The organism is Candidatus Nitrosotalea bavarica (genome assembly GCF_900167955.1).
Taxonomy (GTDB): domain Archaea; phylum Thermoproteota; class Nitrososphaeria; order Nitrososphaerales; family Nitrosopumilaceae; genus Nitrosotalea; species Nitrosotalea bavarica.
The window spans coordinates 221,085-235,002 of the sequence record NZ_FUYK01000007.1 but is presented as its reverse complement, the minus strand read 5'-3'; the positions used below and the strand labels follow the sequence as shown (position 1 = coordinate 235,002).

Annotated in this window: 18 protein-coding genes; 13 read left to right on the top strand and 5 right to left on the bottom strand. The window is 35.7% G+C overall.

Features of this window, described 5'->3' with window-relative positions; all coding sequences use genetic code 11:
- The first annotated feature begins 213 nt into the window (after positions 1–213).
- The 3 genes from C0Q33_RS04635 (at position 214) to C0Q33_RS09240 (ending at position 2,275) form a co-directional block, all read left to right on the top strand.
- A complete protein-coding gene (locus tag C0Q33_RS04635) occupies positions 214–996 on the top strand; it encodes a 2-amino-3,7-dideoxy-D-threo-hept-6-ulosonate synthase (RefSeq protein ID WP_101477625.1) in 783 nt (260 codons plus the stop codon).
- A complete protein-coding gene (locus C0Q33_RS04630; RefSeq protein WP_101477404.1) occupies positions 989–2,044 on the top strand; it encodes a 3-dehydroquinate synthase II in 1,056 nt (351 codons plus the stop codon). The genes C0Q33_RS04635 and C0Q33_RS04630 overlap by 8 nt, the downstream gene beginning before the upstream one ends.
- A 69-nt stretch (positions 2,045–2,113) precedes the next feature.
- Entirely contained in the window at positions 2,114–2,275 is a 162-nt protein-coding gene (locus C0Q33_RS09240) for a hypothetical protein (RefSeq protein WP_165776433.1), read from the top strand.
- Between the two features lie 36 nt (positions 2,276–2,311).
- Here the strand turns inward: C0Q33_RS09240 and C0Q33_RS04625 are convergent, their stop codons facing one another.
- The 3 genes from C0Q33_RS04625 to C0Q33_RS04615 form a co-directional block, all read right to left on the bottom strand.
- Positions 2,312–2,536, bottom strand: a complete 225-nt coding sequence (locus C0Q33_RS04625) for a hypothetical protein (RefSeq protein WP_245867320.1) — start codon at positions 2,534–2,536, stop codon at positions 2,312–2,314.
- Positions 2,537–2,578: 42 nt separating this feature from the next.
- Positions 2,579–3,418, bottom strand: coding sequence for a DNA-methyltransferase (locus tag C0Q33_RS04620; RefSeq protein WP_101477402.1), 840 nt, complete (start codon positions 3,416–3,418; stop codon positions 2,579–2,581).
- A 113-nt stretch (positions 3,419–3,531) separates the two neighbouring features.
- Positions 3,532–3,831 carry an AlbA family DNA/RNA-binding protein gene (locus tag C0Q33_RS04615; RefSeq protein WP_101477401.1) on the bottom strand — a complete coding sequence of 100 codons (300 nt, stop codon included), beginning with the start codon at positions 3,829–3,831 and terminating at the stop codon, positions 3,532–3,534.
- 245 nt (positions 3,832–4,076) lie between these two features.
- On the opposite strand from C0Q33_RS04615, the gene C0Q33_RS04610 reads away from it, so the two are divergent.
- Together C0Q33_RS04610 and aroD are read left to right on the top strand one after the other, a co-directional pair.
- Entirely contained in the window at positions 4,077–4,388 is a 312-nt protein-coding gene (locus C0Q33_RS04610; protein ID WP_101477400.1) for a hypothetical protein, read from the top strand.
- A gap of 15 nt (positions 4,389–4,403) precedes the next feature.
- Positions 4,404–5,084 (top strand): type I 3-dehydroquinate dehydratase, encoded by a 681-nt coding sequence (gene aroD / locus C0Q33_RS04605; protein WP_101477399.1) that lies wholly within the window; start codon positions 4,404–4,406, stop codon positions 5,082–5,084.
- Between the two features lie 47 nt (positions 5,085–5,131).
- On the opposite strand, the gene C0Q33_RS04600 is transcribed toward aroD, so the two are convergent.
- Entirely contained in the window at positions 5,132–5,362 is a 231-nt protein-coding gene (locus C0Q33_RS04600; RefSeq protein ID WP_101477398.1) for a hypothetical protein, read from the bottom strand.
- A gap of 108 nt (positions 5,363–5,470) precedes the next feature.
- Here C0Q33_RS04600 and C0Q33_RS04595 point away from each other — a divergent pair, with 108 nt between their 5' ends.
- From C0Q33_RS04595 to C0Q33_RS04560, 8 genes are all read left to right on the top strand, one after another.
- On the top strand, positions 5,471–5,752 hold the full coding sequence (locus C0Q33_RS04595; protein ID WP_133121010.1) for a zinc ribbon domain-containing protein: 282 nt from the start codon (positions 5,471–5,473) through the stop codon (positions 5,750–5,752).
- Positions 5,753–5,814: 62 nt separating this feature from the next.
- A complete protein-coding gene (gene aroE, locus C0Q33_RS04590) occupies positions 5,815–6,636 on the top strand; it encodes a shikimate dehydrogenase (protein WP_101477624.1) in 822 nt (273 codons plus the stop codon).
- Positions 6,637–6,638: 2 nt separating this feature from the next.
- Complete coding sequence (locus tag C0Q33_RS04585) at positions 6,639–7,493, top strand: shikimate kinase (RefSeq protein WP_101477396.1); 855 nt, start codon at positions 6,639–6,641, stop codon at positions 7,491–7,493.
- Complete coding sequence (gene aroA, locus C0Q33_RS04580; RefSeq protein WP_101477395.1) at positions 7,483–8,745, top strand: 3-phosphoshikimate 1-carboxyvinyltransferase; 1,263 nt, start codon at positions 7,483–7,485, stop codon at positions 8,743–8,745. The genes C0Q33_RS04585 and aroA overlap by 11 nt, the downstream gene beginning before the upstream one ends.
- A gap of 81 nt (positions 8,746–8,826) precedes the next feature.
- A complete protein-coding gene (gene aroC, locus C0Q33_RS04575; RefSeq protein WP_177996803.1) occupies positions 8,827–9,924 on the top strand; it encodes a chorismate synthase in 1,098 nt (365 codons plus the stop codon).
- Between the two features lie 3 nt (positions 9,925–9,927).
- A complete protein-coding gene (locus C0Q33_RS04570; protein ID WP_177996802.1) occupies positions 9,928–11,298 on the top strand; it encodes an aminotransferase class I/II-fold pyridoxal phosphate-dependent enzyme in 1,371 nt (456 codons plus the stop codon).
- Positions 11,295–12,149, top strand: a complete 855-nt coding sequence (locus tag C0Q33_RS04565; protein WP_101477393.1) for a prephenate dehydrogenase/arogenate dehydrogenase family protein — start codon at positions 11,295–11,297, stop codon at positions 12,147–12,149. Before C0Q33_RS04570 ends, C0Q33_RS04565 begins: the two co-directional genes overlap by 4 nt.
- Positions 12,150–12,554, top strand: a complete 405-nt coding sequence (locus C0Q33_RS04560) for an NUDIX domain-containing protein (RefSeq protein WP_101477392.1) — start codon at positions 12,150–12,152, stop codon at positions 12,552–12,554. It abuts the gene before it with no gap.
- Here C0Q33_RS04560 and thiC read toward each other — a convergent pair.
- Positions 12,537–13,865, bottom strand: a complete 1,329-nt coding sequence (gene thiC, locus C0Q33_RS04555) for a phosphomethylpyrimidine synthase ThiC (RefSeq protein ID WP_101477391.1) — start codon at positions 13,863–13,865, stop codon at positions 12,537–12,539. The two genes, C0Q33_RS04560 and thiC, sit on opposite strands and share 18 nt — an antisense overlap.
- Positions 13,866–13,918 lie beyond the last annotated feature (53 nt).

Here is a 13,918-nt window from a genome sequence, read left to right as displayed (position 1 = left end):
ATTGTATTTAATCCTTTGAAAATAAAAAAGATTTTGATTCAAAAATAGACGTATTTCATCTTCTCTTAAGCATATTAAATTTTTGACAGTAAAGTTCAATTTCAAAATATTCGGAGAATTCTTATTTTGATCACGGTTTTTATAGTTGTCAAAATTGAAAGCCATTACATTTTCCCGCTATTTTTAAGTAGGGCACATCAACGATTAACTCCAATGGTAACTGGCCACCAGATTCGAATGAATCGCATTCTACGTAATGGCAAAATGCTTTGCATACCAATGGATCATGGAATTTCAAGTGGTCCACTAAAAGGAATTGAGGATCCTTATGCTTTAATTTACAATTGCCAACACTTTGGTCTTACTTCAGTTATAATCAATAAAGGAATTTTTAAGAATTTACCAAAACCCACCAAGATTGGACTCATTGTACATTTTTCAGGTAGTACTTCTCTTTCCATGTCACCAAACAGAAAGATGTTGACAGGCTCTGTTGAAGAGGCGTTACGATTAGGTGCAGATGGAGTTTCACTTCACATCAACATAGGAGGAAAAGAAGAACCAGAAATGATAGAGCAGCTTGGTAGAATTGCAGACGACTGTCATAAGTGGAGTATGCCTCTTTTAGCAATGATGTATCCACGAGGTGAGAATGTCAAGAATCCACATGACCCAGAGATAGTTGGACATGTTGCAAGAATTGGGGCAGAGTGTGGTGCTGACATAGTAAAGACATTGTATACAGGAGATGTAGATTCATTCAAAAAAATTGTCAAGAGCACTCCAGTACCTATTGTAATAGCTGGAGGTCCCAAGGCAAAGACAGACAAGGATGTATTACAAATGACTGAAGAAGCTATGGAAGCTGGAGCCAAGGGAGTAACATATGGTAGAAATATTTTCGAACACAAAGATCCAGGTAAGATGACTCATGCTCTTTCTGCAATAATATTTAGAAAAGAATCAGCAAAGGATGCAGCGAAGTATCTTGAGTAAGAACAGAGAATTAATTATAGCCCCAAAAATTTCAAGGGGTCAGATTGCTAAATTTGTATCAGAGATAGAAAAAGAAGGAATCAAGATTGTCAACATGGATCCTAGCAGCCTTAAAGGAATCAAGACAAAACTTTCTACAATACATACGTCCACAAATGCAGATTATGTCATAGTTGACAAAATCACCAAACTTAGAGGTAAAAAGACTGGAATGAAATTCAAAGTTCTTTCAAATGCAGATATAGAAAAAATACTACAACTTGCAAAGGCAGGATTAGATTTTGTTATAATAGAGGTAAAAGACTGGAAAATTATCCCCCTTGAGAACATCATAGCAAAATTACACAAGATTCACACAAAGGTATTTGCAGTAGCCAATACCCCAGACGAAGTCCGTAAAATGTTTTCTATCTTAGAGATAGGAGTGGATGGAGTCATATTTTCAACCAATTCGTTAAACGAGGTAAAAGAGACACTTGTCTATCTTGGAACAAAGAGTTTTGATCTCAAGTCTGCCAAAATTTTGGAGATAAAGGAGGTAGGAAATGGTGAACGTGTCTGTGTTGATACAGCCTCAATGTTACAACGAGGTGAAGGAATGCTGATTGGCAGTAGATCAAATTTCCTCTTTCTTGTACATAATGAGTCAGTTGGTTCATCATTTACTTCACCAAGGCCTTTTAGAGTAAATGCGGGAGCAGTACATTGTTACACTTTATCCCCAGATGGAACAACAAATTACCTATCAGAATTAGAAACTGGTTCAGAAGTTCTTGTCATAGATTCACATGGTAAAGCTAGAAGAGCTACAGTGGGGCGTTCTAAAATAGAGAGCAGACCCATGCTAATGATTAAAGCACAAATTGGAAATGAAATTGGCGGCATCATTGCACAAAATGCTGAGACCATTCGTTTTGTACGTCCAGATGGCCATCTTATCTCAGTCACACATCTAAAGAAAGGAGATTCAGTTCTCGCATATTCAAAACCTGCAACAGGAAGGCATTTTGGCATGGAAGTAGATGACGAATACATCATAGAAAAATAATTTTTCATACACAATACCAATTTAAAAAAGTTGTAAAATTCTTATACTAAGACATAATAAAATAATCTATTGAATCTTCGTTGTAATGTATGTTCTATAGAGATTGATGAAAAAGAAGTAGATTCCCATATAGGTACGCCTCAGCATTTAGAGAACAAGTCAAAAATTTCTACAAACGGAAAAGGTTTAGACAAGAGTGTTACAGACATGTGGTATAAATCATTAGGCTAGTAAAATATCATATTTTATAAAAATAAAAAAAATGTGTCACTCGAATTTCTTTTTAAGCTGAATTATTTCAGCCATCTCTTCTTTAAGATGTTTTTTCAAAAGAGATTCATGTTCCCTTTTATGTCGCCAGTACAAATTCATGATAGATTGTCTGGATTGGGCATGTTTTAATGCCGCAGTATATTTTCTGTGACTTTTTTCAACAATTCGAAAATACGATTTGCTGTTAGAAGTTACCATAGATGAATTTTCGATTCTCAATAGATAACCTTTCCTATTTAGTAAAATTATTCGCGTAAAAATTTACAATGGTTCTGGCTTTTTCCAGTTAGGAACCAGTTGCATCTTACGAAGAGAGTGAGGTTCCAGGGTTCTTTTCTTAGCAATTTTAACGTATTTTGATGATTTATCTACTCCAATGTATTTTCTGTGAAGGAATCTAGCCATCTTGGTAGTTTGACCGCTCCCAACAAATGGATCAAGTACAAGGTCACCCATATTACTATAAAGCTGAATTAGACGATAAGGTATCTCTTCTGGAAATGCCGCTGGATGAAATCTCCTATAGCTTGGAGGCATTGGAGCTATATGCCAGATTGAATTTGCAATTTCTTTTTTCATCAAATCGTTAAGGACCAGTTTACTTTTTTTGTCTTTGAAGTTATGAAATGGCATTTTTCGCAGAATTATAATTTGTTCATGCATGATATTTGGATAATAATATGTAGGATAAGGATGCTGAACTGTAACTCGAAATCTTTTTTTTCCACCAGTGACTTTGTTCCATATTATTTCTTCAAAGAAACTCCAGCCAATTTCTTTCTTGGTCAACTCTACAAGAAGTAATGCAGGAAGAGGAAGTTTACTTTTTCCTTCAATGATTTCATTTCCTATTACAATACAGCAAAATCCTCCAGGTTTGGTTACACGATAAACTTCAGAAAAAACACTTTTCATCTCTGCAATCCAATCTTCAATAGATATCGCAACAGTTCCACGATACCACTTTTCCGTATCCTGGTGTTCTTGGTAGTTTATCGCATTATGATATGGTGGAGATGTTACAGTTAATGCAACCGTATTATCTTGTAACTGAGAAAGATCTTTTGAATTGCCAATCATTATAGAATTTGGTTTCCACATTACTTTCCTCAATCGTTTTAATATTTAACAGTTGTAAAAATAGAAAAAACATTTTCATGTGAAATTAAAACAAAGAAAATCAGCTAAAACATGTCATTACATGTTTTAGACAATCATGCTGTTTTCTTTACCTCTATTTCTATGGTGGACACATTTCTTGCTCTTCCATCTAATGATTGAAGCTGTTCTGATCCTATTTTGATTTGTCCTATAGAATATCCTCCGGAATTATCAGTCCTTCTCGCAATTATTTGTGCAACGTCTACCGCTCTACCAATGCTAAGCCCTCTTGCTTTTATTGAGACTTGTGGGTTGTTAGCTAGCTGGATGAGTGCAGATGTTACATATGCCATAATGGGCTTTTTTCCGATAAAGACGGTGTCTTTTGATTCGTGTCGTTCGCCTGTACTCATGGATATCTTCTAGAATGATCGTTTCATAAAAGTTTCTTCCGTTAGCAGAGATCTATTAGACACATGATAGATCATCAGCCATGAGGCAGATCTCAATCACAAATAACATCAATACTCGTATCAACTTTTCAAAATAAAGCAGGCAGAATTGGATGAATTTTTAGATAAGATAATGAAAATTCTTTATTAAATTTACGAAGAATTTGATGCTAATCTAAATATAGTAGTGAAATGTAGTTCAACTAATGTCTAACCAACAAATTAAGGTAGGATTGGTTGCAATAGTATTAACAGTAGTATTGGTTTTTGCATCAGCCGCATTACCAGCTGTAAATGCATTAACACCAAGCACGGTATATTGGAAACATTCCCAGAAAACAGATAGAATTCCAGGTGGACAAAACATTTGTGGAGAAACGCTATGTTCTCCAGATGTGTGGGCAAAGATGAAACAATCACTTCATGTAGCACAAAAAAATCCGAATGTGTGTAGTGAGTTGAAAGGATGGAAATACTGTGGCCAACAAATTGTCGCACCAAAGACTTCTACAAATTAAAAAATCTCAAACCCAATGTCGACCAAGGTCTGTGTAACAATTGCAGAATCCAACCCTAGAAAAATTGTCAGAGATATAGAGAGCGCTCTCACAGACTCGAACTATGTAGAGATCAGATTAGATTTTTTAAAACCAAGTCAAATTCCTTTTTGTTTAACTCTTTCAAAAAAACATCTCAATCGTTGCATATGCACAGTAAGGCCAACAACAGAGGGCGGAAAATTTCAAGGTACTGAAAAAGAAAGAATTTCCATATTAAAGTTAATTTCTGAATTTGAACCACACCTTTTAGACGTAGAATACAACACACTAAGGAAAAATCAAGGATTACAAAAATATCTCAAAAGTACAGGAACTAACATACTTGTATCATGGCATGACTTTGTAAAAACTCCAAATGAGCAAACTCTCAGATTAATGCTTCAAAGAATGTCCAAGTTTTCCAACAATATCAAAATTGTTACTACTGCAAAGACGATAAGTGACACCATCAGAGTTCTTTCACTATACAAGAATCATACAAAGAAAATCAACCTAGTTTCCTTTGCCATGGGAGATTACGGTAGAATGTCAAGAATATTGTGTACAAAGCTAGGGAGTCCTTACACTTATGTTTCGCTAGGTAAACCAATAGCTCCAGGTCAATTCAGCCTCAAGGAAATGAAAAGCATATTGGCGTTGGAAGATAAAAATTAGAAAGATCCTCAATTATAACAGCTATATTTTACTGATTAATTATATAATCAATCAGAGTTTTTTTCCAACAATCTTCTAACAAAATCATATTCCGCTTTTTTAATTCTCGTAGAATCAGAAACCTCATGAGCCATATCTACAAGATCATTTTTGGTCAAATCAGTTACCACAACATCTTCTTTTTCAGATTGAAGAGAATAATCTATGTCGTTTAAAATATTCGCATTTTCATCTAGTAGTTTAACACATTCATCAATCATATTGATAAAATCATCCATATCTTCCAATACTGTATCAAAACATATTACATTAATTAATTAATCTGTCACGGTAGGCACCAAAGTCAATGCCACCATTATTATAAAAGAAACAAGAAAAACATGCCAATGAAACTCAAGTCGTCTCAGAATAACACACCACGAAATACAATAATTTTAGCTACAATTGTAACAATCCTATTAGGAATATTCAGATTAGTATTATTTTTGGTACTTGTATGGATAGCTGCATTGGTATTCATCATAATTTATCAATACAGAGCATCTAAATCAAATGCAGGTAATTTTGTTTGTTTAGATTGTGCTACAATCCATCAAGATTTAGCCTGTCCAAAATGCGGATCAAAACTTAAGAAAATATATTCTAAAGATAACAAGTATGGAATTTGACCTGCTGCAGTAACTACAAACGTCCATAATCGCTTAAATCACGATTCGTCGAGTAAAATATGATGACAAAAACCTATGCAGTTATAGGAGATCCGATTGATCATTCATTTTCTCCTGCACTTCACAATGCCGCTTTTTTATTCACGGGCCTTGATTGCACATATATCGCATATAGAATTCCAAAAGGAGAATTAGAATTTGGAATTGAAGCCTTAAAGAAGATAGACATTGCAGGATTCAATGTTACAATACCCCACAAGGTTGACATGATGAAATTTCTTGATGAGATGGATAACGAATGTAAATTAGTAGGAGCTACAAATACAGTAACCAATAATGCAGGATATCTCAAGGGGTACAATACAGATGTAGAAGGGTTCTTAGATCCTATAAAAAAGAGAAAAATTGATTCTAAGGATTCGGATGTTTTACTTATTGGTGCAGGCGGAGCTGCAAGAGCTATAATAGCTGGATTCAGTAAGGAAAAAGTTCGTAAAATCACTATTACAAATAGGACTCGTGAAAGAGCAGATGAATTAATTAAATTTGCCCAAAATCTAGGTTTAGAATCAGATTATTTGGATCTCCAATCAGCTGGCGAGACTGCCAACAAATACAAATTTGTAGTAAATGCAACATCAGTAGGACTAAAAGGAATGGGTTGTCCCATATCTACAAAAAACATTAACCGAGACTCGATAATCTATGACATTGTCTATGTGCCAGTTGAAACTCCTTTAATTGAACAGTCAAAAAATCAAGGTGCGACGATCATATATGGGTGGGAAATGCTTCTTGCTCAAGCAATGAAGTCATTTGAGATTTGGACTAATAGACAGGCACCATACGAAGCCATGAAATTAACCTTACTTGGGAGGTTTTAGAGATGCGCAAGGCAAAAGCAAGCATGCATGGTGCAGTGTCAATAGTAAACGCAATTGCCACAGGAAAGGGTTCCACCCTTGGCATAGCATTGGGCATTGAGGCAGTCGTAGAAACAGAGCCTGGCAAGGGAATAATATTTGAAAATAGAGAATCAAATCTTAGTTCTCGACTCATACGAAATGTCGTTGAAACATCAGTTCCAAAATCTGAACTTGAAAAAAATAAAATAATAATTTCTGTAAAATCAGAAATCCCTTCAGGATATGGACTCAAAAGCTCAAGTGCCATTTCATCTATAATATCACTTGCATGTGCAAAATTATTCAAGCCAAAAGCAACAGATCTTGAAATTTTAAAAGATGGAGTACATGCATCCATAGAATCTAAAGTAAGCATAACAGGAGCTTTTGATGACGCATGTGCATGTTATTTTGGTGGATTTGTTGTAACGGATAATTTGAACATAAAAATAATAAAATCAGAAAAAGCACCAGAAGATCTGTCTGCAATAATATTCATTCCAAAATCTAGAAGAAGAGGCAATGTGAAAAAATTAAAAACTCTAGAGGGGGTTTTTTCACAAGCATGGGATCTTGCTAACAAGTCAGACTATTGGAATGCCATGATACTCAATGGTCTTGCCACATCTGCAATACTAGGATCTGATCCAAAAATCATAACTGATCTCATAGATGGCGGAGCACTTGGTGCATCAGTATCTGGAAATGGACCTTCGATAGCTGCAGTGGTAAAAAATGACAAAATATCAAGTGTAAAAAAAGTATTCTCGTCTTTAGAAGGAGAGACTATAGTTTCTCCAATAAACAATAGGAAGGCAGAAGTTTATGAAATGTAGTGTTGACAAGTCACGTCTTTCTGGCGTCATAAGATGCCCTCCAAACAAGAGTTATTCTCATCGTGCCATTTTTCTGGCTACACTTGCCAATGGAAAAAGTACTTTAAGAAACGTTTTACTTTCTAGAGACACTCTGGCAACAATTAACGCATGCAAGGTTTTTGGGGCCAAAATAGAAATTAACAATTCAACCGTAATAGTCGAAAATAAAGGAGAAATAGTCCCACAGACTCGTGAAATAGACGCATCAAATTCAGGCACTACAATTAGAATTTCAACTGCAATTTCATCTCTTTCAGATAATACAATAATGCTTACGGGAGATTCAAGTCTAAAAAAGAGACCAATGCAACCACTTCTTGATGCATTAGAGCAACTCGGAGTACGATGTACATCAACTGATGGTAAACCACCAGTCACTGTGAAAGGAAAGGCAGTTGGTGGAACCACTCATATTTCTGGTTCAATCTCAAGCCAATTTATTTCTGCACTTTTGATTGCAGGTCCAAAGATGAAGAATGGACTTGCATTAGAAATCGATGGAGATCTAGTATCCAAGCCATATCTGGATTCCACCATTGCTACAATGAAAAAATTTAGTGTTACAGTTAATGTAATTTCTCCATACAAAAAATACAATGTTCCAAATCAAGAATACAAATCCACGGATTTTGTAGTTCCTTCAGATTTCTCAAGTATGGCACTCTTACTTTCTGCAGCAGTATTACTAGGAGAAGACATGTCAATCGAAGCATCAATTGGAGATTTACCCCAAGGAGATCAAGAAATAATATCATATTTAGAAAAATTGGGTGTCAAAATAAACATAGGAGAAAAAATAACCGTAAAATCTCCAAAACTTCTCAATGGAGGAAGATTTGATCTTTCAAACAATCCAGATCTTCTTCCACCAATGGCAATCCTAGCTCTTAAGACATCAAAACCAATTGAGATTTACAATGTAAAACATGCACGATTTAAAGAAACAGATAGAATTGCAATTTTGGCAAAAGAACTTGCAAAGATTGGAATCACAGTAACAGAAAAAGAAGACGGATTAATTCTAGAAGCCCCAAAAATTCTAAAGAGTGCAGAATTAGATTCTTCTGAGGATCACAGACTCTTCATGGCACTTGCTATTGCAGGCATGTTTGTTGGAAATTGCACTGTTACTGATCCTGATTCAGTAGATGTCTCATATCCGACATTTGTAGAAGATATGAAGAAAATTGGCGCAAAAATAATAGTTTAAGAAAAGATAGATTTTTTCAATAATTTCATCCTAAAGAGCCTTTCCTAGAAAGATTATAAACGCGTAAAAGAAAATTTCATCATGTCGTCAAGCTCCATAGGACAGCGTTTTGTTTTCACAAGTTTTGGGGAAAGTCATGGAAGATGTATAGGTGCAACAGTTGATGGATGTCCAGCAGGATTAGAGATTGAAGAAAAAGATATCCAGACTATGCTTGATTTACGTAAACCTGGTCAGTCAATTATTACAACCCAAAGAAAAGAGGATGACAAAGTAGAGATTCTTTCAGGAGTATACAAAGGATATACTACGGGCGCACCAATTACAATGATCATTTGGAATAAAGACCAGCATTCAAGAGATTATGACAATCTAACTCTAAAACCAAGACCTGGTCATTCTGATTATCCAGCATATATCAAGTACAAAGGATTTAACGATGTTAGAGGAGGAGGCAGATTTTCAGGAAGGTTAACAGCTACATTTGTCATGGCAGGAGCCATTGCAAGAAAACTTCTTTTGAAAACTTTAGGAATTGAGACTTTTTCATATACATGTCAAGTCGGAAATATACAAATGAAAGAGCACGCATCGTTAAAAATGAAAAATTCGGTATACAGTAATGAAGTAAGATGTCCAGACCCAAAGATTGCAGAAAAGATGCGTCAAACAATTCTTGCAGCAAGACGTAGTGGAGATTCAGTAGGCGGTGTTATCGAATCATTAACAGTGAATTTACCAGTAGGACTAGGTGAGCCCATTTTTGGCTCCTTAGAATCAGATTTGAGTAAAGCGCTTTTTTCAATCCCCGCTGTAAAAGGGGTAGAATTTGGATCTGGTTTTCATGGTTCCACATTACATGGTTCAGAGAATAATGATGAATTTCTAATTAAAAATGGAAAAATCCAAACCAAAACTAACAATGCGGGAGGAATCCTAGGTGGAATTTCCACAGGAATGCCAATTGTCTTGCGAGTTGCATTCAAGCCAGCATCATCAATATCAAAAAAACAGCACACTGTTGATCTTAAAACAAAGAAACCAGCTTCTTTGATAGTTCAAGGAAGGCATGATCCATGTGTAGTTCCTCGTGCACCCCCGGTAGTAGACTCGTTAGTATCAGTGGTACTTGCTGATCATGCAATCAGGGCAGGTTTCATTCCCATGGTCATTAGATAAGAAATGACAGACATCAACAACTTACGTGATAAAATAGACAAAATAACATTTGACATTCTAAAATTACTTAAGGAAAGAAATGATGTTGCAAAGGAAATTGGTAATTTAAAGAATAATCTAGGCATGGGGGTTACAGATGAAGAAAGAGAAAATCAACTGCGTGTAAGAGTATTGACGTTATGTAAAGAGATAGGACTTGATGAAAAGACTGCCATGATAATGTTAAATTTTCTATTAAACGAATCAGTCAAAATTCAATCTTCAAACAAGCAGACACATTTGTCGATATTTTTGAAAGCAAAGAAAATGGAGCAAGATGGAAAAAAAATAATTCACATGGAAGTGGGTGAACCAGATTTCTTGCCACCAAAGATTGTCAAAGATGCACTCTTTGAAGTGTATGATATGGGATATACAAAATATGGAGATTCAAAGGGAATGCCAGAGTTTAGAGATGCACTTGGAAAGTATGTCACAGAAAAATTCCAAGTCAAAACACCATCACAAAATATTCTTGTTTCCCCCGGAGCACGATTTTCCATATTTCTTGCAATTTCTAGTCTATTGAATCCAGGCAATGAGATCATAGTAATAGAACCAGCTTGGCCTGCATATCGTGATAATGCCCTCAATTCTGGCATAAAGATCAGAACTATTCATACCACACTTGAAGGCAAATGGGAACCAAATATCAAAGACATTGAGAGTGCAATAAATCAAAATACAAAGATGATAGTTCTCAACTATCCAAACAATCCGACTGGTAAGATTCTCCCAGTAGAATTACAAGATCAAATAATGGATTTAGCAGTCAAGAATGATTTGTATGTGTTAAGTGATGAGATTTACTCCACATATGCATACAAACCATGGAAGAGTATACTCACTTATGGGTACAACAAATCCATAATAACACAATCATTTTCAAAATCACATGCTATGACAGGCTTTAGAATTGGGTATGCAATATCCAGCCCTGAGATCATAGAAAAAATGTCAAAGCTTCAGGCTCTTGCATTAACAAATGTATCAGAACCAATCCAATATGTTGCCATGAAAGCATTAGAGGCCGATACAACTAACAATGCTATAACTATCAAAAATAGAGTAGAATCCATATCAAAAAAAGCAAAAACAATGCAATTGGACTTTGTAGAGCCAGATGGTGCCATGTACTTGTTTGTCAAGGTAAGACAAGATAATTTTGATTCAGTAGATTTTACAAACAAACTTTTGGATGCAGGGGTGGCAATAGCACCAGGAGAGGGGTTTGGCAACTATCAGGGATTTGTCAGAATATCAGCCTGCCAGCCAGAAGATACACTTAATCAGGGAATGCAAATAATAGAGGACAGGTTAAAGTGCAAACAATGAAGAAAAAAATTGCCATAATTGGGGCAGAAGGTCAAATGGGAAAATGGTTCTCAAAGTATTTTCTTGAGAAAGATTATGACATAATCGGATATGATTCTGAAAAAGAAATTTTGAATAAATTAGTTACAAAGGCACAGTCACTGGTAGGTGCCATCCTAACAGCCGACTATGTTATTTTATGCATCCCTGTAAAACGTACACCTGAGACGATAAGACTCATTGCAAAAGAGATGAAACGTGACTCTTATTTGATAGACATTTCTTCCCTTAAAACAAAAACTGCCGCCGCACTTTCTAAGATACCAGACAAGGTAAACCCCATTTGTATTCATCCCATGTTTGGTCCTGGAACTAAGAAACTAAAAGGACAAAACATAATCTCTATTCCAATTCGAGACGCAAAAAAAGAGATGGCCGTAACAAAATCATTGTTTGAAGAAGCAAACTTTGTTCAGATAGATGCAGCAGAGCATGACAAGAAAATTGCAATTGTACTTGGAATGCCTCACTTGGTAAATTTGGCACTTGCCAATATATTTGCAAAGGAAGAAAATTTCTCCCTAGTTGAAAAAATGGCTGGAACTACTTTCAAGGCTCAAAAGTATCTCACTACAGGCATAATGACAGAACCTCAAGAACTCATTGAAACAATAATTTCAAATCCTGAGATTAGAAGATACGCAGAAGAATTTTGGAAAGACATAGGTAGGATGCTCATTTTAATTCAAGAGAATAAGACAGAAGAGATGATAAAATACATCTCAAGTGCCAAAGAAAGATTAGCCAAGAATGTAGATTTTGATGAATCATACAAGAAGCTTGTTACAATGGTAAACGCTGTAGAAAAATAATTGAAATCTACTAAAATTGTAACCTCTTTTTTGATTCAGGACGATCAGTATCTAATTTTAAAACGAAGTGACAAAGTCAGGACAATGAAAGATCTGTGGGCAGGCATAAGTGGAATCATAGAAGGTAATGAGGACCCATTATACAGGGCAAAAAAAGAGATACTTGAAGAGACAGGCATTACAGAAAATCAAATTACTCTAGTCAGAGCAGCATCACAAATGAGAATAGATTCACCTCAATATGCAAACCATGAATGGTTGATCTTTCCATTCTTATTTTCTGTAAAAAAACCTCAAATTAGATTGAATTGGGAAAATTCAGAATATCAGTGGATATCTCCATCAGATATGAAAAAATTTGAAACGGTTCCAAGTCTTGAGAAAGTACTAGCTAGTCTGTTGTAATTTTTCTACTTCAGTTGTAGTGAATCTCTGTTGTGGAAGCATAATGTAGACACATGCACCACCGCACATTGTACATGGAACTGTGTTTCCTTTGAGTTGACCAGTTCTTGCATGAATGCGTGCTGCCTCTTCTGGATCAATTGAGAGCGCAATCTGTTTTTCCCAGTTCAATGTTCTTCTTGCTTCAGTCATCTCCATATCCCATTTGATTGCCTTGTCTCTTAATTTGACAAGATCTCCGGCATGAGCTGCAATTCTATATGCAATTAATCCTGCCTTTACCTCTTCGGCATTAGGTAATGCAAGATGTTCTGCAGGTGTTAGATAACATAGCAAATCAACTCCTTCACTTGCAGAGATTGCGGCACCTATCGCACTTGCAATATGATCATGTCCTGAAGCAACATCCGTTACGAGCGGCCCAAGAACATAATACGGAACCTCACCAATTAGTGATTTTGCCAATCTAACATTGGCTGCAACTTCATTGAGTGGTACATGTCCTGGCCCTTCAACCATCACTTGGACATCTTTTTCATGTGCAATTTTAGTAAGTCGTGAAATATTGATCATTTCTTGTACTTGGAGCTCATCATGAGAATCAAGAATAGAACCTGGTCGTAATGCATCTCCCAGACTGAAAGTAACATCATACTTTCTTGCAATCTCTATCAAATAATCAAAATGCTCAAAATATGGATTCTCCTTGTCATACTTTAACATCCATGCAGCTGTGATGGTACCTCCTTTGCTTACAATTCCCCCATGTCTTTTTACTGCAAGAATGCGTTTTGCTATATCCTTAGTTATACCCGAATGAATTGTGGTATAATCGACTCCATCTTTTACATTATGTTCAAAAGCATTTAGAAAATCATCCTCTGTAATATCAAGTGGATTTTTGTGTTTTTCTACGCCATAATTATATGCCTCATAAACAGGAACTGTTCCAAAAGCAATCGGTGCAACTTCAAGTAGTTTTCTTCTATACAATCCTACATCTCCTCCATCGCTAAGATCCATGATGGTATCAGCATGATATTTTATTGCGACCTGAGCTTTCTTGATCTCTTCCTCAAGATTCTGATTTAATGTAGAATTTCCAATGTTTACATTTACCTTAGTCTTCATACCCTTCCCTATTCCAACTACTCTGATCTTTTGGGGGCGAGCATTATTGTGAGGAATTATAATAGAACCATTTGCAATTTTAGGAATAAGCCAATCCAATGTCACATCTTCATCACGTGCAACGGCTTTCATCTCATCTGTGGCAACACCTCTTCGTGCTGCATTCATCTGTGTACTCAATTTACTATTTTTAGCGAGTAATTGGATTTAAACGTGAGTTTCCAAACCTAAGA